The 18,796-nt window shown below is 71.1% G+C and carries 24 protein-coding genes and 1 riboswitch; of the genes, 4 read left to right on the forward strand and 20 right to left on the reverse strand.

Translation table 11 applies throughout. The features are described 5' to 3' along the window. The 3 genes from BKA14_RS27285 (at position 1) to BKA14_RS27295 (ending at position 3,124) form a co-directional block, all read left to right on the forward strand. Positions 1 to 1,113 (forward strand): ABC transporter substrate-binding protein, encoded by a 1,113-nt coding sequence (locus BKA14_RS27285; protein WP_260417372.1) that lies wholly within the window; start codon positions 1 to 3, stop codon positions 1,111 to 1,113. Further along, a complete protein-coding gene (locus tag BKA14_RS27290) occupies positions 1,110 to 1,859 on the forward strand; it encodes an ABC transporter ATP-binding protein (RefSeq protein ID WP_184953697.1) in 750 nt (249 codons plus the stop codon). Before BKA14_RS27285 ends, BKA14_RS27290 begins: the two co-directional genes overlap by 4 nt. 92 nt (positions 1,860 to 1,951) lie before the next feature. Continuing rightward, entirely contained in the window at positions 1,952 to 3,124 is a 1,173-nt protein-coding gene (locus tag BKA14_RS27295; RefSeq protein ID WP_184953698.1) for a hypothetical protein, read from the forward strand. Between the two features lie 66 nt (positions 3,125 to 3,190). Here BKA14_RS27295 and thiC read toward each other — a convergent pair whose 3' ends face one another. From thiC to BKA14_RS27340, 9 genes are all read right to left on the reverse strand, one after another. Continuing rightward, positions 3,191 to 4,717 carry a phosphomethylpyrimidine synthase ThiC gene (gene thiC / locus BKA14_RS27300; protein ID WP_184953699.1) on the reverse strand — a complete coding sequence of 509 codons (1,527 nt, stop codon included), beginning with the start codon at positions 4,715 to 4,717 and terminating at the stop codon, positions 3,191 to 3,193. A gap of 68 nt (positions 4,718 to 4,785) precedes the next feature. Next, entirely contained in the window at positions 4,786 to 5,556 is a 771-nt protein-coding gene (thiD, locus tag BKA14_RS27305) for a bifunctional hydroxymethylpyrimidine kinase/phosphomethylpyrimidine kinase (RefSeq protein ID WP_184953700.1), read from the reverse strand. Further along, positions 5,553 to 6,137: a thiamine phosphate synthase gene (locus BKA14_RS27310; RefSeq protein WP_184953701.1), complete on the reverse strand. Its 585-nt coding sequence runs from the start codon at positions 6,135 to 6,137 to the stop codon at positions 5,553 to 5,555. Before BKA14_RS27310 ends, thiD begins: the two co-directional genes overlap by 4 nt. Next, positions 6,131 to 6,877 (reverse strand): thiazole synthase, encoded by a 747-nt coding sequence (locus BKA14_RS27315; RefSeq protein WP_184953702.1) that lies wholly within the window; start codon positions 6,875 to 6,877, stop codon positions 6,131 to 6,133. Before BKA14_RS27315 ends, BKA14_RS27310 begins: the two co-directional genes overlap by 7 nt. 2 nt (positions 6,878 to 6,879) lie before the next feature. Beyond that, positions 6,880 to 7,077, reverse strand: a complete 198-nt coding sequence (thiS, locus tag BKA14_RS27320; protein WP_184953703.1) for a sulfur carrier protein ThiS — start codon at positions 7,075 to 7,077, stop codon at positions 6,880 to 6,882. After that, positions 7,074 to 8,063 carry a glycine oxidase ThiO gene (gene thiO, locus BKA14_RS27325; protein WP_184953704.1) on the reverse strand — a complete coding sequence of 330 codons (990 nt, stop codon included), beginning with the start codon at positions 8,061 to 8,063 and terminating at the stop codon, positions 7,074 to 7,076. Before thiO ends, thiS begins: the two co-directional genes overlap by 4 nt. Further along, positions 8,060 to 8,659: a thiamine phosphate synthase gene (locus tag BKA14_RS27330; RefSeq protein WP_438861908.1), complete on the reverse strand. Its 600-nt coding sequence runs from the start codon at positions 8,657 to 8,659 to the stop codon at positions 8,060 to 8,062. Before BKA14_RS27330 ends, thiO begins: the two co-directional genes overlap by 4 nt. Next, positions 8,653 to 8,764, reverse strand: a riboswitch (TPP riboswitch). Its footprint overlaps the gene before it by 7 nt. Positions 8,765 to 8,799: 35 nt before the next feature. After that, a complete protein-coding gene (locus tag BKA14_RS27335; RefSeq protein ID WP_184953705.1) occupies positions 8,800 to 10,446 on the reverse strand; it encodes an ABC-F family ATP-binding cassette domain-containing protein in 1,647 nt (548 codons plus the stop codon). A 32-nt stretch (positions 10,447 to 10,478) separates the two neighbouring features. Beyond that, positions 10,479 to 11,093: a class I SAM-dependent methyltransferase gene (locus BKA14_RS27340; RefSeq protein WP_184953706.1), complete on the reverse strand. Its 615-nt coding sequence runs from the start codon at positions 11,091 to 11,093 to the stop codon at positions 10,479 to 10,481. 96 nt (positions 11,094 to 11,189) lie between these two features. Between BKA14_RS27340 and BKA14_RS27345 the strand changes: the two genes are divergently transcribed. After that, positions 11,190 to 11,978 carry a hypothetical protein gene (locus BKA14_RS27345; RefSeq protein ID WP_184953707.1) on the forward strand — a complete coding sequence of 263 codons (789 nt, stop codon included), beginning with the start codon at positions 11,190 to 11,192 and terminating at the stop codon, positions 11,976 to 11,978. A 6-nt stretch (positions 11,979 to 11,984) separates the two neighbouring features. Here the strand turns inward: BKA14_RS27345 and truA are convergent, their stop codons facing one another. From truA to map, 11 genes are all read right to left on the reverse strand, one after another. Continuing rightward, positions 11,985 to 12,800: a tRNA pseudouridine(38-40) synthase TruA gene (gene truA / locus BKA14_RS27350; protein WP_184953708.1), complete on the reverse strand. Its 816-nt coding sequence runs from the start codon at positions 12,798 to 12,800 to the stop codon at positions 11,985 to 11,987. 69 nt (positions 12,801 to 12,869) lie between these two features. Continuing rightward, positions 12,870 to 13,454, reverse strand: coding sequence for a 50S ribosomal protein L17 (gene rplQ, locus BKA14_RS27355; RefSeq protein WP_184953709.1), 585 nt, complete (start codon positions 13,452 to 13,454; stop codon positions 12,870 to 12,872). Between the two features lie 36 nt (positions 13,455 to 13,490). Further along, positions 13,491 to 14,513 (reverse strand): DNA-directed RNA polymerase subunit alpha, encoded by a 1,023-nt coding sequence (locus tag BKA14_RS27360; protein WP_097322755.1) that lies wholly within the window; start codon positions 14,511 to 14,513, stop codon positions 13,491 to 13,493. 93 nt (positions 14,514 to 14,606) lie between these two features. Beyond that, complete coding sequence (gene rpsD, locus BKA14_RS27365; protein ID WP_184953710.1) at positions 14,607 to 15,233, reverse strand: 30S ribosomal protein S4; 627 nt, start codon at positions 15,231 to 15,233, stop codon at positions 14,607 to 14,609. A gap of 16 nt (positions 15,234 to 15,249) precedes the next feature. Further along, positions 15,250 to 15,657, reverse strand: coding sequence for a 30S ribosomal protein S11 (gene rpsK / locus BKA14_RS27370; protein WP_014440747.1), 408 nt, complete (start codon positions 15,655 to 15,657; stop codon positions 15,250 to 15,252). A gap of 17 nt (positions 15,658 to 15,674) precedes the next feature. After that, complete coding sequence (rpsM, locus tag BKA14_RS27375; RefSeq protein WP_133873210.1) at positions 15,675 to 16,055, reverse strand: 30S ribosomal protein S13; 381 nt, start codon at positions 16,053 to 16,055, stop codon at positions 15,675 to 15,677. A 150-nt stretch (positions 16,056 to 16,205) separates the two neighbouring features. Further along, positions 16,206 to 16,322 (reverse strand): 50S ribosomal protein L36, encoded by a 117-nt coding sequence (rpmJ, locus tag BKA14_RS27380; protein ID WP_015619018.1) that lies wholly within the window; start codon positions 16,320 to 16,322, stop codon positions 16,206 to 16,208. A 51-nt stretch (positions 16,323 to 16,373) separates the two neighbouring features. Then, positions 16,374 to 16,595 (reverse strand): translation initiation factor IF-1, encoded by a 222-nt coding sequence (infA, locus tag BKA14_RS27385; protein WP_007073013.1) that lies wholly within the window; start codon positions 16,593 to 16,595, stop codon positions 16,374 to 16,376. Positions 16,596 to 16,835: 240 nt separating this feature from the next. Beyond that, a complete protein-coding gene (locus BKA14_RS27390; RefSeq protein ID WP_239093731.1) occupies positions 16,836 to 17,483 on the reverse strand; it encodes a DUF1707 SHOCT-like domain-containing protein in 648 nt (215 codons plus the stop codon). A gap of 15 nt (positions 17,484 to 17,498) precedes the next feature. Beyond that, positions 17,499 to 17,924, reverse strand: a complete 426-nt coding sequence (locus BKA14_RS27395; RefSeq protein ID WP_239093728.1) for a DUF1707 SHOCT-like domain-containing protein — start codon at positions 17,922 to 17,924, stop codon at positions 17,499 to 17,501. Positions 17,925 to 17,961: 37 nt separating this feature from the next. Beyond that, positions 17,962 to 18,795, reverse strand: coding sequence for a type I methionyl aminopeptidase (gene map / locus BKA14_RS27400; protein ID WP_184953711.1), 834 nt, complete (start codon positions 18,793 to 18,795; stop codon positions 17,962 to 17,964). Position 18,796: the final 1 nt, after the last annotated feature.

Here is an 18,796-nt window from a genome sequence, read left to right on the forward strand (position 1 = left end):
ATGCTTCTGGCCGGCGCGGCCGGTTGCACCTCCGACGACGACGCCCCCGACGGCGCCGAAGTCGTGGTCATCGCGGCCGACCTCAACAACTCGTCGGTCGACACCGCGTACGCCCGGGCCCTGCAGCTGCGGGTCGACCAGATCAACGCCTCCGGGCAGCTGGGCGACCGTGAGCTGCGGCTGGTCACGAAGGACAACCGCAACGACCCGGCGGCGTCGATGCGCAACATCACCTCGTTCGCCGACGACCCGACCGTGGCCGCGGTCGTCAGCGGCTCGTGCGACGACTGCGTGGTGGGTGCGGCCAAGACGATCAACGACAAGGCCATCCCGACGATCGCCCTGTCCGCCTCGGACGCCGTCACGACGCCGGTGTCCGAGCGGCAGTACGTCTTCAAGCTCGGCCCGAACTCCAAGGACAGCACCGCCGCACTGGTCAACGAACTGGTCCGGCAGCGCATCCGGACGATCTCGGTGCTCTACACGACCGATCTGTACGGACGCGGCGCGAACATCGCGCTCAACAACGCGCTCCCCGAGAGCATCACCGTGAAGGCGGTCCGCTCGGTCAAGCCCGGCGCCTCCGACATCGCGCAGTCCGTCGGCACGCTGACCGACGCCGCCCCGCAGGCGCTGGTCGTGCTCACGCCGCCCGACCTGGCCCAGCTGGCCGCCCGGGACGCGCGCGCGGCCGGCTTCAGCGGCCGCGTCTACCTGGACGCGGCGGCCGCGGGCGACCTGTTCATCCCGCGCGAGGCGGTCGCCGCCACGAACAACGCCACGATGGTGTTCACCCAGATCCTGGCGATCGACGACGTGATCGCGACGACCCCGGCCAAGTCGTCCCGCAAGCAGTGGTTCCGCGACTACACGTCCCGCTACGGCAGCTACTCCGGCGTGGCCTCGTTCGCCGCCGACGCCGCCGACCTGATCGCCGACGCGGTGGCCCGGGTCGGCGCCGACCGGCCGCGGATCCGCGAGATCATCGAGACGTCACAGGTCGACGGTCTGTCCGGCCCGATCCGCCTGACCCCCGACAACCACTCCGGCCTGATGCCGCAGGCGCTTACCCTGCTGGTGGCGCGCAGCGGCCGGTGGCGGCTCGCCTCATGATCAGGATCGACCAGGTGTCCCGCACCTTCACCGGCCGTTCGGGCACGGTCGAGGCTCTGCGCGACGTCAGCCTGCAGGTCGGCGACGGCGAGTTCGTGGCCGTGGTGGGCCGCTCCGGCTGCGGCAAGTCGACGCTGCTGCGCATGATCGCCGGGCTGCTGCCTCCGACCGGGGGCACGATCGAGGTCGGCGGGGTCGCGGTGGCCAAGCCCCGCCGCGACGTGTCGATGATGTTCCAGCGGCCGGCTCTACTGCCGTGGCGCTCGGTGCTCGACAACGTGCTGCTGCCGGTGCAGATCTTCGGCCGGCGCAAGGCCGACTTCACCGACCGCGCCCACCAGCTGCTCGAGCTGACCGGTCTGACCGGCTTCGAGAAACGACTGCCGCACGAGCTCTCCGGCGGCATGCAGCAGCGGGTGGCGCTGTGCCGCGCGCTGATCGCGCAGCCGCAGGTGATGCTGATGGACGAGCCGTTCTCGGCGCTCGACCCGCTGATCCGCGAGGAGCTCTCCGTCGAGCTGCAGCGCATCCACATGGAGCAGCGGGCCACCACGGTCTTCGTCACCCACTCGATCGACGAGGCCGTGCTGCTGGCGGACCGCGTAGTCGTGCTCAGCCCGCGACCGGGCCGGGTCCGCGAGATCGTCGACGTCCGCATCCCGCGTCCGCGCACCCTGGGCCGCACGGCCCACTCCGACGAGGTGGCCCGGGCCAGCGGCCTGCTGCACGATCTGCTGATGGCGTAGCCCGTCACTCTTTGTATAAATATCTAAGCGGGATTTTAAGAATCGAGTCCCGCGGTTGAGCACGCAGGTGGGGAAACCGTAACGTGCCGGGCATGGCTTTTCGGACATGGGTGAAGGTGGCAGGGGCCGCGTTCGGCGCCGCGGTGCTGGTCGGCGCGGGTCAGCTGGGTCTCGCCTACGGGCTGGGCATCCTCAGCTTCACCCGTGTCGTGGACGTAACCGCGCGTGATCAATGGACTCTTCAGCTGGGCTGGGTGGCGTGGTTCGCGATGACCGCGGCCGCCGCCGGTGGTCTGGCCGGCCGGGCCCGTCTGCCCCGGCCGGCCGGTGCGGGCACGCGGATGATCGGCGCCATCGCAGCCGGTCTGGGCGCGGCGGCGATCGTGCCGCTGACCATGCAGCCCGCTCGCGGCGCCCAGATCGCGGGTGTCGACGCCGTGTTCGTGATCGGCGCCTGCGCCGTGCTCGGCGCGGCCGCGGGCATCTTCGCCGCGTACGCCGCCCTGGGCCGTTCCGTGTCGCACCTGAGCCTGATCACAGTGGCCGCCGCGGCCTGGCTGGTGGCGCTGGTCTCGGTGGCGCCCGCCCTGATCGGGGGCAAGACCCTTCCCCCCGTACGGCTGGGCGTGCTCGACGCCGGCTTCGTCCCCGACGGCCTGATCGAGCGTTTCGCCCTGTTCACGATGCCGGCCATCGCGCTGGTCAGCGGCCTGCTCATCGGGCTCGCGGCCCGCCGCCGCAAGCTGTCCACGACGGCGATCGCCCTGGCCGGCCTGCCCGGTCCGGCCCTGCTCACGGTGGCCTACCTGGTCGCCGGTCCGGGCGCGAGCCGCTTCCAGGAGGTGCCCTACTGGGGCGCCATGACCGCGGCCGGCGCCGGTGTCTTCGGTTCGGTGCTCGCCGCGGTGCTGCGTCGCGGCCCGGTCGCGGAGCTCCCCGGCGCCACGCCCGGCGCCGCGCCCACCCCCGACCGCCCGCCCCTGCCGCAGCGCGACGCCCAGCCCGAGTCGGCCATCGCCAAGGCCGCGGCCGGTCCGCAGGCGGGCACGGCGGCCGTGAGGACCGCGAGCGGCCGGGCCTCGGTGGCCGCCCACGCCGCGGTGGCCGCTCAGCGCCCCGAGCACGAGTTGAAGCCGTCCGACACCGGGGTCATCACCATGCCCCCGTTCGACGGCTTCACCCCGCCGGCGCAGCAGCAGCGTTCCCATCACCCGGCCGGCCCGGACGGCGAGATCGCGGACTGGGTGAGCGGCCTCGGCCGCTGAAAGGATTCCGTCGCCCCTGCCGGTGAATTCCAGGGAATCCGCAGGAAATGGCGCTCGGAATGGCTCCTAGGAACCGTTCCCGGTTTTATCCGACGCAATTGTTACCGGCACGTAAACCCGGCCGCCGGCGGACATGAACTCGGCCGATTTCTGATCCATCCCGCGCGCCTTGAGCTCATGACTGATCTTCATCGAGCAGAACTTGGGCCCGCACATCGAGCAGAAGTGCGCGGTCTTGGCGGCCGCGGCGGGCAGCGTCTCGTCGTGGTAGGAGCGCGCGGTCTGCGGGTCGAGGGCCAGCTCGAACTGGTCCTCCCAGCGGAACTCGAACCGGGCCTTGGACAGCGCGTCGTCCCACTCCTGCGCGCCCGGATGCCCCTTGGCCAGGTCGGCCGCGTGTGCCGCGATCTTGTAGGCGATCATCCCGGCCTTCACGTCGTCCTTGCCGGGCAGCCCGAGGTGTTCCTTGGGCGTGACGTAGCAGAGCATCGCCGTGCCGAACATGCCGATCATCGCGGCGCCGATCGCCGACGTGATGTGGTCGTACGCGGGCGCGATGTCGGTCGTGAGCGGCCCGAGCGTGTAGAACGGCGCCCCGCCGCACAGCTCGACCTGCAGGTCCACGTTCTCCTTGATCTTGTGCATCGGCACGTGACCCGGCCCCTCGACCATCACCTGTACGTCGTACGCCCAGGCCCGGTGGGTGAGCTCGCCCAGCGTGCGCAGCTCGGCGAACTGGGCCTCGTCGTTGGCGTCGGCGATCGACCCCGGGCGCAGCCCGTCCCCCAGCGAGAACGTGATGTCGTAGTCCGCGAAGATCCGGCACAGCTCGTCGTAGTTGGTGTAGAGGAAGTTCTCCTCGTGGTGGGCCAGGCACCAGGCCGCCATGATCGAGCCGCCGCGCGACACGATGCCGGTCACCCGTTCGGCGGCCAGCGGCACGTGCGGCAGCAGCACTCCGGCGTGGACGGTCATGTAGTCCACCCCCTGCTCGGCCTGCTCGATGATCGTCTCGCGGAACAGCTCCCAGGTCAGCTTGACCGGGTCGCCCTTGACCTTCTCGAGCGCCTGATAGATCGGCACGGTCCCGATCGGCACCGGCGAGTTCCGGATGATCGCCTCGCGGGTCTCGTGGATGCGCGGCCCGGTCGACAGGTCCATCACCGTGTCCGCGCCCCAGCGGGTGGCCCAGGTCAGCTTCTCGACCTCCTCCGCCACCGACGACGTCACGGCCGAGGTGCCGATGTTCGCGTTGACCTTCACGAGGAACCGGGACCCGATCACCATGGGCTCCGACTCGGGATGGTTGCGGTTGGCCGGCAGCACCGCCCGCCCGGCCGCGATCTCGGCCCGCACCAGCTCGGCCGGCACGTTCTCGCGGATCGCTACGAACTGCATCTCGGGGGTCACGACACCGGCCCGGGCCGCGGCCAGCTGGGTGCGGCCGGTGGCCCACGGCGCACGCAACGGCGGCAGGCCCACCGTGGGGTCGCTGCCCGGCCCGGAGGTGTCGTAGAGCCGCACGGGGTCGTTGCCGTCGCTCAGCTCGACCTCGGTGAACGGCACTCCTTCGACGTACACTTTGCGCCTCATATACCTTTCCTCCCCTTCGGTGGACGCACTGGTCCCCTGTGGACGGCGTCCTCTGTCGAATCGCTTTGTCAGACCGCGAAATGGTTCAGGGGCCCGGGCCCGGCGCCCAGCCGCCAGTCGCGCCCACCGGCGAGCGCGGAAGTCACGTACCGCTTGGCGGCCCGCACCGCCGTGGGCACCGGATCCCCCAGGGCCAGCCGCACCGCGATCGCCGACGAGAACGTGCAGCCCGACCCGTGATTGTTGACCGTTGGCACCGGCTCGCCGGTCAGCGTCTCGGTGACACCGTCGCTGCGCAGCACATCGGCCGCCAGCTCACTCCCGGTCACCACCACGGCCCGTGCCCCCCGGCCGGCCAGTTCCTCGGCCGCGGCGGCCATCTGCGCGATCGTCACGACCGGCCCACCGACCAGGGCGGCCGCCTCCTGCCGGTTCGGCGTCAGCACACACGGATACGTCAGCAGCGGCGCCACCGACGCGGTCTCGGCCAGCCGCGCGCCCGAGGTGGCCACCAGCACCGGATCGACGACCAGGTTGGGCAGCCGGTCGGCCCACGACGCGATCAGCTCCCCCACCGCCGGGTCTCCGATCATGCCGACCTTGACCGCGACCACCGGCAGGTCGGCCAGCACCGCCTCCAGCTGCGCCGCCACGACGTCGACCGGGATGGGGTGGATCGCCGTCACGCCGAGGGTGTTCTGCGCGGTCACGGCGGTGAGGACCGAGGTCCCGTACGCCCCGAGGGCCGCGAACGTCTTGAGGTCGGCCTGGATGCCGGCGCCGCCCCCGGAGTCGGACCCGGCGATCGTGAGCACCACCGGCGGCGTCGAGCCGGTCACGAGGGCGACACCGCCTGCGGGCGAAACGCGGCCGCCAACTCCCGCGCCACCCCTTCCGGGTCGTCCGCCCGCATGACCGCCCCCATCACCGCCACCCCGCTCGCCCCGGCCGCCGCACACTCCGCGGCCCGCCCGGCGGAGTCGACCCCGCCCAGCGCCAGCCAGGCCCGCTTCCCCGCGAGCCGGGCCGCAGCGGACGCCCCCAGCGCCGGCCCGTATCCGGGCTTCGACACCGTCGGATAGATCGGCGACAACGTGACGTAGTCCACGTCGGACAGACCCGAGGAGTCATGGCACGACCGTCCGACCAACCGCACCGAAGAACCCGGTCGTGGATCAGTCGCAGCCAGATGAACAGCATCCCCACCGAGCGGATCCGGCCCCGCCACGATCAGCCGCCCCGCCGGCACGACCGACCGCAGCTCGTCGCAGAGCTCAACCCGGGCGGCGTACGGCAGATCCCGCTCGCGCAGGATCACCCACTCCGCGCCGCCGAGCACCGCCGCCCGCACCACCGACGTGACCGGCTCGCGAGCCATCCGCCGGTCGGTCAGCACCACCAGCCCGCCCGGCGTCACCACTGCGCGAGCCCGAGATCCGAGGTGGACGCCACGGCGTGGAACCGCCGCGGGATCCGCCCCGCGGAGAAGGCCAGCCGCCCCGCGACCACCGCGTGCCGCATCGCCGACGCCATCTCGGCCGGCGCCGCAGCCCGGGTGATCGCGCTCGCGATCAGCACCGCGTCGCAGCCCAGTTCCATGGCCAGCGCGGCGTCGGAGGCCGTCCCGATGCCCGCGTCGAGCACCACCGGCACGTCGACGCTCTGCCGGATCAGGCGGATGTGGTGCGGGTTGGAGATGCCCAGCCCGGAGCCGATCGGCGACCCGGCCGGCATCACCGCGGCGCAGCCCACATCGGCCAGGCGGCGGGCCAGGATGGGGTCGTCGCTCGTGTACGGCAGCACCCGGAACCCGTCCCCGACCAGCGTCTCGGCCGCCTTGAGCAGCTCCACGCCGTCGGGCAGCAGGGTTCGTTCGTCGCCGATCACCTCGAGCTTGACGAGGTCGGTCTCGAAGGCGTCCCGGGCCAGGTGGGCGGTCTTGACCGCATCGCCCGCCGTGTAGCAACCGGCCGTGTTGGGCAGCACCGCCACTCCGAGCCGGTCGAGCATCGGCAGCAGGCCCGGCCCGGCCGCGTCGACCCGGCGCAGCGCCACGGTGACCAGCCCGGTGCCGGACGCGACGATCGCCTCCTCCAGCGCGGCCAGGCTGTTGGCCCCACCCGTCCCGAGAACGAGACGGGACTTCTCGAAGAACTCCATCGTCAGCCTCCCTGGGCCGCGGTCAGCACCTCGACCACGTCGCCGGCCGCGAGCCCTGTCAGCCCCCAGGTCGACCGGGGCACCACCTCGCCGTTGACCGCGACCGCGACCCCGCGCCGGGCCTCGGTGATCGCCTCGACCAGCGCCTGCACGGTCGCGGCGTCGCTCTCGACCACGTTCCCGTTGACTGTCAGCTTCATGAGAACCTCCGCGGCGCGAAGTCGCCGGGAGTGTCGAGACCGTCCAGCACCAGCCCGGCCACCAGGTCAGCGGTGACCGGCGCGAGCAGGATGCCGTTGCGGAAGTGTCCGGCGGCCACGATCACCCGGTCGTCGAGCCGCCCCAGCAGCGGCGCGTTGTCGGGCGTGCCGGGCCGGTGCCCCACGGTGGTCTCGGCCAGCTCGAACTCGGCCAGGCCCGGCACCAGCTCCAGCGCCGCGCGCAGCAGTTCGTGCACGCCACCCGCGGTGACCAGCCGATCGGCCCGCTCCTCCTGGGTCGCGCCCACCACCACCTCGCCGTCGGCCCGCGGCACGATGTAGACCTCGCAGCCGTCGAGCACGTGCCGCAGCAGCCCGGGTTCACCCCGCAACCGCAGCACCTGGCCTTTCACGGGCCGGATGGGCAATCCGGTCAGCGCCGCCGTGCCGCATCCGGCCGCCACCACGACCTGCCGTGAGTCCACATCGGCGAGCGACTCCACCCGCTTCACCACGATCCGCGTCCCCAGCCGTTCCCGCAGCGCGTGCACGACTTTGCGCGGGTCCACCTGGGTCTCGCGAGGGGCGAGGACCCCGGCCCGTACGCGGGGGGAGAGCGCCGGCTCCAACTCGCGCAGTTCGGACGGCCGCAGCAGGGGCAGTTGCTGCCGGGTCCAGAGACGCGCGCGCTGGGCCAGGTCGTCGGCCGTCAGCGCCAGGCCGAGGGTCCCGGTGTCGTCATAGCCGACGTCAACCCCCAGTTCCCGGACGTACGCGGGCCAGAGCTGGGCGGATCGCTCCAGGAGCGCGATCAGGGCCGGGTCCTCGTGCTCGGACTCCCCGCCCGGCGCCAGCATCCCGGCCGCCACGTGCCAGGCGCCCTCGTCCCCGCCGTCCAGCACGGTCACGTCGGCCCCGCGCCGCACGAGCCGCCACGCGATGGACAGCCCGATGATCCCGCCCCCGACGACCGTGATGTCGCTCATGACAGCACCTTCGGGCAGCCGGACAGCGCCTTCAGGAACTCGGCCGTCGCGCCGGCGGGGTCGGCCACGACGGCGGAAATGGCGGCCACCCCGTAGCAGTCGAGCTCGGCCACCCGGGGTGGTGTGATGCCCGCGATCGCGATCACCGGCGTCTCCGGCACGGCCCGGGTCACCGCCGCGACGCCCGCGGGCCCGATCGGCTCCGGCAACCCGGTCTTGCTGCTGGTGGCGAAGGCCGGCCCGACCCCGAGATACGTCGCCCCGTCGGCGACGGCCGCGCGTGCGGAGTCCGGATCGCGGCAGGTCGCGCCCACCACCGGGCCGGGCCCGAGCACCCGGCGGGCGGCCGCCACCGGCAGGTCGTCGGCGCCCACGTGCACGCCGTCGGCCCCGGCCGCGAGGGCCACCCCGATCCGGTCGTCGACCAGGCACAGCGCCCCGGCCGCCCGGCACAGCTCGAGCGCGGCGGTCGTCAGGGCGTACGCCTCGCGGTCGTTGGTCTTGACTCTGATCTGGACGGCCACCGGGCCGTGGCCCAGCACGCCCCGGACGACGTCGAGCGAGTCGGTGACGATGTGCAAACGCGGCAACAACAACTGTCGCTCCTCCCTGCGCCGGCATGATCCGGATCAGGTTCGACGGTCGGGGGCCGCGTCAGCCCCCCTCTCAGCCCGGTGCACCGGACTCCCGTGGGGTTGTGTTGCCTCGGACCATAACCCGGCCGAGGCCCAAAAAACTAGCGCACGTCCCAGACCGGCTCCGGGGTCTCGACGACCTCGCCGTCGCCCTGGAACAGCACGAAGCGATCGAAAGACCTGGTGAACCAGCGATCGTGGGTGACCGCGATCACCGTGCCCTCGAATTTGTTCAGCCCCTCCTCCAGCGCCTCGGCCGAGGCCAGGTCGAGGTTGTCGGTCGGCTCGTCGAGCAGCAGCACCGTCGCGCCCGACAACTCCAGCATCAGCACCAGGAAACGCGCCTGCTGACCGCCGGAGAGCGTGCCGAACCGCTGGTCGCCCTGGGCCGACAACTCGTACCGGTTGAGGGCCTTCATCGCGCCCGCCCGGTCCATTCCGGACCGGTGGTCGTCGCCGCGCCACAGGATCTCGACCAGGGTGCGTTCGAGCAGCTCGGGCCGGTCGTGCGTCTGCGAGAAATGCCCGGGCCGCACCCGCGCGCCGAGCCGGGCCACCCCGTTGTGCGCCACGTGGGCCAGGGGTGCGCCGTCGACCGGTTTGTTCTCGGCCTCGGGGTCGCTGCCACCGGCCGCCAGCAGCCGCAGGAAGTGCGACTTGCCGGTGCCGTTGGCGCCCAGCACGGCAACCCGGTCGCCGTACCAGATCTCCAGGTCGAACGGGAACGTCAGGTCTTCCATCTCGAGCTGCTCGCAGATCACCGCGCGCTTGGCCGTCCGCCCCCCGCGCAGGTTCATCCGCAGCGACTGCTCCTTGGGCGGTGTGGGCGGCGGACCGGCCTCCTCGAATTTGCGCAGCCGGGTCTGCGCGGCCTGATAGCGCGAGGCCATGCCGTCGTTGAAGGTCGCCTTCTGCTTGAGCGACAACACCAGGTCCTTGAGCTTCTGGTGTTCCTCGTCCCAGCGCCGGCGGTTCTCCTCCATCCGGTCGTGGCGATGCACGCGCGCTTCGTGCCACGAGGCGAACCCGCCCGGATGGGTCCAGGCCGTGCCGCCCTCGACGGCGACGACCCGGTCGGCCGTCTGGGCCAGCAGCTCCCGGTCGTGCGAGACGTAGAGCACGGATTTGGGCGACTCGCGCAGCCGCGCCTCGAGCCAGCGTTTGCCGGGCACGTCGAGGAAGTTGTCGGGCTCGTCGAGCAGCAGCACCTCGTCGTCGCCGCGGAGCAGCAGGTCGAGCGCGAACCGCTTCTGCTGGCCGCCCGACAGTGTCCGCACCGGACGGTGGCGCACTTCGTCCCACGGCTTGGCCAGGATCGCGACGGCCACCGTGTCGAAAAGCACCTCGGTGTCGTAGCCGCCGATCTCACCCCAGTGGGCCAGAGCGTTCGCGTACGCCAGTTGGCTGCGCTCGGTCTCGTCGAGCGCGGCGGTGGCCCGGGCCAGGCGCTCACCGGCCGCCCCGAGCTCGGGCTTGACCAGCGACAGAGCCAGATCCTCCAGCGTACGGTCGTCGCCGATCATGCCGATGAACTGGCGCATCACGCCGAGGCCGCCGGAGCGCGCGATCGTGCCCTCGGGCAGCGCGAGATCGCCCGCGACCATGCGCAGCAGCGTCGTCTTGCCCGCGCCGTTCGGCCCGACCAGCGCGACCTTGGCCCCCTCGCCGACCCGGAAGGCGACGTCGGCGAAGAGCCGGCGCCCGTCGGGCAGCACAAAACCGGCTCCGGCGACATCCACGTAACCCATGGCGGCAATCATCCCGGCCCGGGCGGCGGTAGTCAGCCGGTTTTCCGGGTCACCTTGAGCACTCGGAAGCCCTTCTGGCTGGCCGTACGCTCCACTTCCCAGCCCTTCTCGACCAGCCAGGTGTGCAGCGAGTCACCACCGAGATTCCGGTTGATCACCAGCCAGGCCACACCCCCGTCGGCGAGGCGCGGCAGCCAGCGTTCCATCAGCGCCCGCAACTCGCTCTTGCCGACGTGGGTCGGCGGGTTGCTCCAGATCTGGTCGAACGTCACCCCGTCGGGCACCTCGTCGGGCTCGGTCACCCGCACCCGCGCCGACAGTCCGAGCGTCCCGGCGTTCAGCGCGGTCAGTTCGCGGGCCCGCGAGTTGACGTCGACCGCGTAGACGATCGCCGCCGGGGCCTCCGCGGCCAGCACGCAGGTGATCGGGCCGTAGCCGCAGCCGAGGTCGAGAAAGGTCCCCCCGGCGTCGGCCGTGGGCAGGTCGCCCTTGCGCAGCAGCACGGCCGTGCCCGGGTCGAGCCGGCCCGCGCTGAAGACGCCGGCCGCGACGGCCAGCCGGTAGTCACGGCCGGCCGCGCTGAACTCGATCTCGCCGCGACGGTCGGGGGTGGCCGGCTCGGCGCTGAAGTAATGATCCGCGCTCACCCGACCAGTCTGCCGCCGCACAACGCGCGAGCGCGCATCGGGGTGCCGCACATTCTGTGCGTTCATCGATCACCGTGCGCTTCTAGCCTGGTCGGCATGCGGTACGGCACCCCTTCTCGACCAGCCCACCGCGCGACCGCCGACGGCGGCCTGGTGCTCCTGGTCCGCGGCATCGGATCGGGCGGACAGCACCGGCCGCCGCCGGCGCCACTGATCCCGCGTGTCCCGGTTCAGCGCGGCCGGCGGCGGGCGGTGGTCGCGCTCCCCACCGTCGAACCGCAACGGGCCGTGCAATGGCTGACCCAGGGCCTGGCCGGGGTCATCCTGCTCGGCCTGGTCATGATGGTCGGCCTGCTGGTGACGGGGTCCGACCGGCGGCAGCAGGAACCGGCCGGCGCGCAGCCGCCCGCGCTGGGCGACGTCTTCGGCCCGAGTGACGTGTTGCGACCGGCCGGCGCCGCGGGGGCCTACCGGATCGAGATGCGGCACTTCGGCCGGGACTGCGCCGACGCCACCACCGGCAACCTGGGCGGTCTGCTGGACCGCCACGGCTGCTCCGAGGTGGTGCGGGCCGGGCTGATCTCCCCGTACGAGGGATATCAGGTCACCGCCGGGGTGTTCGCGCTGGCCGACGCCGGGGCCGCCGCCGCTGTCAACGATCTGGTTCGCGAGCAGGTGGTGGGCGGGCTCGGCGGGTTCCGCACGCTGCCCGCGACCTCCGGCGACCCCGAGGCGGCCTCGGTGGGCTGGCACGTGCGGGACAACCTGCTGCTCTACTGCGTGATCACCCGGCCCGACGGCGCACTCGTGCCCGACGACGACCCGTACGCGAAAAGGATCACCGCCGAGATCGTGGACAACCACCTCGGCGGGGCCGCCCTCTGAGCCCGCTCAGGCCCGCAGCCGCCGGGTGGCCTCGGCCCGGCTCGCGTAGGCGTCCTCGGCCGGATAGCCCACCGCGATCAGCGTGAGCCCGTGGGCCGGGGCCACGGTGACCTCACTGGAGCGTTCCGTACGGGTGAGCAGCGTCGACGGCCAGCCCGGATCGCGGCGCCCGTCCCCCACCGCCAGCAGCGCCCCGACCAGGCTGCGCACCATCGACTGGCAGAACGCGTCGGCCTCCACGGTGGCCACGACCACCCCGTCGGGGTCGCGCCGCCAGTCGAACCGGGTGATCGCCCGCACCGTGGTCGCGTGCTCCTTGCGCTTGCAGTAGGCCGCGTAGTCATGCTCGCCGGTCAGCCCGGCCGCCGCCACGGTGAGCCGCCCCACGTCGAGCGGACGGACCCATCCGATCGTGTCGTGCCGCCGCAGCGGTTCGGGCCCCCACACGGTGTCGGCCACCCGGTACTCGTACCGCCTGAAGGTGGCCGAGAAGCGCGCGTCAAAAGTCTCCGGCACCGGCGTGATCGCCTTCACGCGGGCATCCGACGGCATCAGTGCGGCCAGCCTGCGCAACAGCGACCCCTCGAGCTCCGCATAGGCCTCGACGGGCAGGTCGATGTGGCACACCTGACCCGAGGCGTGCACCCCCGCATCCGTACGACCGGCGACCGTGAGGCCGAGCGGAGTGTCCGCACCCACCAGCCGTCCCAGTGCCTCGACCAGCACACCGGCGACCGTGCGCCGCCCCGGCTGGACCGCCCAGCCCGAGAAGTCCGCGCCGTCGTACGAGACGTCCAGCCGCAAGCGGACGGTTCCGGTCATCGTGGCGCTCCCTGAGAAAAGAAAAGGGCCCGGCTCCCCGTACGGGGTGCCGGGCCCAATTTCGCAGAACTACTTGGCGTCGGTGTCTTCGCCCTCGGCCTTGTCGCCGGGACCCTCGGCACCCTTGTCGCCGGAAGCGTTCACCGGCGGCTCGGCGTCCTGGTCGGCGGCGGTGTCGGCCTCGGTCGCGTTCGAAGCCGGCGTCTCGTCCTCGCGGGCCAGCGCCTCGACCTTGTCCTGCTGCGCGGCGGCCTTGCGGGCCGTCCGCTTGGCCGGGGCGGTGGTCGCCGCGACCTGCAGCTCCTCGACCAGCTCGATGACGGCCATGGGAGCGGCGTCACCCTTGCGCGGGCCGGTCTTGGTGATCCGGGTGTAGCCACCCGGCCGGTTGCCGTAACGCGGAGCGATCTGCTCGAACAGGGCGTACACGACGTCCTTGTCCTTCACCGTGGCCAGCACCCGGCGACGGTTGTGCAGGTCGCCGCGCTTGGCCTTGGTGATGAGCTGCTCAGCCAGGGGGCGCAGCCGGCGCGCCTTGGCCTCGGTGGTCTTGATCTTCCCGTGCCGGAAAAGCTCGGTGGCCAGGTTGGCCAGGATGAGCTTCTCGTGCGCCGGGCTGCCGCCGAGGCGGGCTCCCTTGGTGGGCGTGGGCATTTCCAATGCTCCTTGTAAAAGGCGTACCGGGGGCTCTTAGAGCTGCTCGGTCTCGCGGTAGTCGTCGGTGTCGTAGTCCACGTCGCCGAACGAGTCCACGACGTGCGCGGGGTCGAAGGACGGCGCGCTGTCCTTGAGGCCCAGGCCCATTCCGGCGAGCTTCATCTTGACCTCGTCGATGCTCTTCTGACCGAAATTCCTTATATCCAGAAGGTCGGCCTCCGTCCGCCCGATGAGTTCACCAACGCTGTTGATGCCCTCACGCTTGAGACAGTTGTACGACCGGACGGTCAGGTCGAGCTCCTCGATCGGCAGCGCCAGGTCGGCCGCGAGCTGCGCGTCCTGCGGCGACGGGCCGATGTCGATGCCCTCGGCGGTCTCGTCCAGCTCCCGGCACAGGCCGAACAGCTCGACGAGGGTCGAGCCGGCCGAGGCCAGCGCGGTGCGGGGCGAGATGGACGCCTTCGACTCGACGTCGATGATCAGGCGGTCGAAGTCGGTGCGCTGCTCGACACGGGTCGCCTCGACGCGGTAGGTCACCTTCATGACCGGCGAGTAGATCGAGTCGACCGGGATGCGGCCGATCTCGGCGCCGGCGCTCTTGTTCTGCGCCGCCGTGACGTAGCCACGGCCCCGCTCGACGGTGAGCTCCATGTCGAGCCGGCCCTTGCTGTTGAGCGTGGCCAGCTTGAGGTCGGGGTTGTGCACGGAGACACCGGCCGGGGGCTGGATGTCGCCCGCGGTGACGTCGCCGGGGCCCTGCTTGCGCAGGTACATGCTGACCGGCTCGTCGTGCTCGGAGCTGACGGTGAGCTCCTTGACGTTCATGACCAGCTCGACCACGTCCTCCTTGACACCGGGGATCGTGGTGAACTCGTGCAGGACGCCGTCAATCTTGATGCTGGTGACCGCCGCACCGGGGATGGACGACAGCAGGGTACGCCGCAGCGAGTTGCCGAGGGTGTACCCGAAACCCGGCTCCAGGGGCTCGATGGTGAACCGGGAGCGGGTCTCGCTGATCGACTCCTCGGAGAGGGTCGGCCGCTGGCTGATGAGCACGCAATTCTTCTTTCTGTCAGGCCACCCACTATTTGATGGCCGTCCGATGATGCAGCCCGGTGCCGACCACGCGGCCGGCACCGGGCAGAGCTGCTACTTGGAGTAGAGCTCGACGATCAGCTGCTCCTGGACCTGCGTGTCGATGACAGCGCGGGCCGGGAGCGAGTGAACGAGAACCTTCATCTCGCTCGGGATGGGCTCGAGCCACGCCGGCACGGGCCGCTGGCCGGCCTGCGCCTGGGCGACGACGAAGGGGGTCATCTCCTTCGACTTCTCCCGCGTGGTCACGATGTCGTGCTCCTTGACGCGGTACGACGGAACGTCGACCTTCACGCCGTTGACCAGGAAGTGGCCGTGCTTGACCAGCTGCCGGGCCATGTCCCGGGACTGCGCGAGGCCGGCCCGGTAAACGACGTTGTCCAGACGCGACTCGAGGATCTGCAGCAGCACCTCACCGGTCTTGCCGGGCTTGGTGACAGCCTCCTCGTAGTAACCGCGGAACTGCTTCTCGAGCACGCCGTAGACGCGACGGGCCTTCTGCTTCTCGCGGTGCTGGAGCAGGTACTCGGTCTCCTTGGTCCGGCCACGGCCGTGCTGGCCGGGCGGGAAGGGACGCGACTCGAACGGGCACTTGGGCCCGTCGCACTTGCTGCCCTTGAGGAACAGCTTCATCTTTTCGCGGCGGCAGCGCTTGCAGTCCGCACCTGTGTAACGAGCCATTGTCTCTGTCTCTCCCTCAGACCCGGCGGCGCTTCGGCGGGCGGCAACCGTTGTGCGGCTGCGGCGTGACGTCACTGATCTGCCCGACCTCGAGGCCGGCGGCCTGCAGCGAGCGGATCGCGGTCTCACGGCCGGAGCCGGGACCCTTGACGAAAACGTCGACCTTGCGCATGCCGTGCTCCATGGCCCGGCGCGCGGCGGCCTCGGCGGCCAGCTGCGCGGCGAACGGGGTCGACTTGCGCGAGCCCTTGAAACCCACCTGGCCGGAGGAGGCCCAGGAGATGACAGCACCGGTCGGGTCGGTGATCGACACGATGGTGTTGTTGAAGGTGCTCTTGATGTGCGCCTGCCCGTGGGCGACGTTCTTGCGTTCCTTGCGCCGGACCTTCTTGACTGCGGCCCCTGCGCGTGCCTTCGGTGGCATAAGTCAGTGCGCTCCTATTACTTCCGACCCGGCTTCTTCTTACCAGCGACCGTGCGCTTCGGGCCCTTGCGCGTACGCGCGTTGGTCCGGGTGCGCTGACCCCGCACGGGGAGACCCCGGCGGTGGCGGATGCCGGCGTAGCAGCCGATCTCGACCTTGCGGCGGATGTCCGCGGCGACCTCGCGGCGCAGGTCACCTTCAACCTTGAAATTGCCCTCGATGTAGTCGCGGAGCTGGACCAGCTCCTCGTCCGTGAGGTCCTTGGCGCGCTTGTTCAGGTCGATCGCGGTGGCGGTCAGTGCCTCGACGGCACGGGTGCGACCGATCCCGTAGATGTAGGTAAGCGCGATCTCCATCCGCTTCTCGCGGGGAAGATCGACGCCGACGAGTCGTGCCATAAGTGGGCATGCTCCTCAGAATCGTTCGGAGGTCTGTGCCCCTCCCACCCCGTCTGCCCGGACGGGCCCCGGCCTCCGCACCGGGGGTGGCCACTCACGTGGCTGGGACGAGCTTGTTCAGATGCCGGATCTGGCAGCTGTACCGGGGACTCAGCCCTGGCGCTGCTTGTGGCGCGCGTCGGTCTTGCAGATGACCATGACGCGACCGTGCCGCCGGATGACCCGGCAGTTGTTGCAGATCCGCTTGACGCTCGGCTTGACCTTCACGGTTTGCCTTAACTCTCAGTCGGACGGGAACTCGGTTCTCCCCGCACCCGTTTACTTGTAGCGGTAGACGATTCGCCCACGGGTGAGGTCGTACGGCGAGAGCTCGACGACGACTCTGTCCTCGGGAAGGATGCGGATGTAGTGCTGCCGCATCTTGCCGGAGATGTGTGCAAGAACCTTGTGACCATTGGCGAGCTCAACGCGGAACATGGCGTTCGGCAGGGGCTCGATCACGCGGCCCTCGATCTCGATGGCTCCGTCTTTCTTAGGCATGTCCTCCGCTACCTGACACTGGGGTTTGGGGCTGGCTGTGCAACGTCTTACCCGAGTACGTTGACGGACTCGGACCAGCCGCGGCACCCGCGGTCTTCGAAGCGCTGAAGACATGCGGGAGTGGACGCTGCGCGCCAGCTAGCCAGTGTACGCGCGCCGCACGGGCCACGCCAAACCGAGGTCGCCCTGACCCGAGGTCGGGTGTGTCGTGACCTTGGAAACCGGACGAAAGCCCCCAGATCACTCGTCCGGGGTGGGCCGACGGGGCTTGGGTGGCAAATCACCACGCGAGATCGCCTCCGCGACGAACGCCTTGCGCTGCTCCTTGGTCGGCTTGGCGGGCAGCTCCCCGGCCGCGATCGCCCGGCGGTAGAGCGACTTGCGTTCCTGCTTGTGGGCGCGCAGGCGGCGCCGGTGCTCCAGCTCGACGGCGTGCTTGCGCGGCTCGCCGTGGGCCAGACCGGCCGCAGTCCGCAGCAGCAGCACGATTCCCCACGGCCCGAGCACCCAGACCGGCCAGTAGAAGACTCCGTCATTGCTGGCCAGGAAGGCGACGCCCCAGATCAGCGTGAGAAACGCGGCCGTCCTGGCCCACGGCCCCCACACGTCGGCCAGCCACGCGCCGGTCGCCTTCTCCTCTACCTGCACCGGGCTGGGCTGCGGCGTGGCCGGCACCACCGGTGCCGCATTGGGCAGGTCGGTCAGCAGCCGGTCGAGGTCGGCGTAGGTCTTGGCCGCGTAGGCACCCTGGACCCGTTCGTCGTACTCGTCGAGGTCGAGGCGGCCCTCCTCGAGCGCCAGCCGCAACTGCTCGGCGACCTTGCGGCGGTCCTCATCAGCCGCCCGCATCTGCTCCCGGCCCATGCCCTCCATGGTGACAGCCCTCATCCAGTACGAGCGGGGTCAGCGCCCGCGCCCGAACCGCTGCCCGAAGAAGCCGAACACCAGCGGGATCAGCATCCACACGGGCCACGGGTAGATCCAGTGCTGCGACGCCACCATCGTGAACAGCCAGACGAGCACACAGACCGCCACCACGCCCGCGTAACCGCCCAGCCAGGGCCGGGCATTGTCCGGGGCGGGCGCCCCGGCGGCGACCGGTGCGGCCGGCGGGGCCAGGGGCTGGATCTGCGAATGCTGCACCGGGGTCGTGCCGGGCAGGTCGTCGAGCAACCCGTCGAGATCGCCGTAGGTTTTGGCCGCGTACGTCCGCTGCAACCGCTCGTCGTACTCGGTGAGGTCGAGACGCCCCTCGTCGAGCGCCGACTTCAACTGCTCCGCGACCTGTTTACGGTCTCCGTCGCCGGCCCGCATCTCTCCCCGTCCCATGCGTCCCAGCATGCCCCAGGGAAACAGCCACCGGTAGTCAGGGCTGACGCGAGGTGACCAGCTCGCCCAGCCGGCCCCGGCCACCGTCGACGGCCGTGGTCACCCAGACGCCGTCCTCGAGGAGGCACATGGTGTGCTCGACGTGCGCGGCCATCGAGTTGTCGCGGGTCACCACGGTCCAGCCGTCGGACAGCTCGGCCGTCCGGGGTGAGCCCATCGTGATCATCGGCTCGATCGCCAGGCACAGTCCGGGCTCCAGGCGCGGGCCCTTGCCGGGCTTGCCGTGGTTGAGCACGTGCGGGTCCTGGTGCATCTCGGTGCCGATGCCGTGTCCGCCGTAACCGTCGACGATGCCGTAGCGGCCCGCCTTACGGACGGTCTTCTCGACGTTGAACGAGACGTCGGTCAGCCGGCCCCGGCCGTTCGCGGCGCCGCGGGCCGCGGCCGCGATCCCGGCCCACATCGCGTCCTCGGCGACCTGCGCCATCTTGAGCAGCGCGGGATCGGTCTCGCCGACCCCGACGGTGATCGCCGAGTCGCCGTGCCAGCCGTCCAGGATCGCGCCGCAGTCGAGCGAGAGCAGATCGCCCTCGCGCAGCACCTGCTCAGCGCGAGGGATGCCGTGCACGACCTGCTCGTTGACCGAGGCGCAGATCGAGGCGGGGAAGCCGTGGTAGCCCTTGAACGACGGAACCGCGCCCGCGTCCCGGATGACCTTCTCGGCGATCGCATCGAGGTCGGCCGTCGAGACTCCGGGCGCCACCGCCTCCCGCATCGCGTCGAGCGCGGCGGCGACCACCAGGCCGGCGCCGCGCATCTTCTCGATCTGGTCGGGCGTCTTCAGCTGGATGTCCAGCTGCTGGCGGCGCATG

Source organism: Paractinoplanes abujensis (assembly GCF_014204895.1).
GTDB lineage: Bacteria > Actinomycetota > Actinomycetes > Mycobacteriales > Micromonosporaceae > Actinoplanes > Actinoplanes abujensis.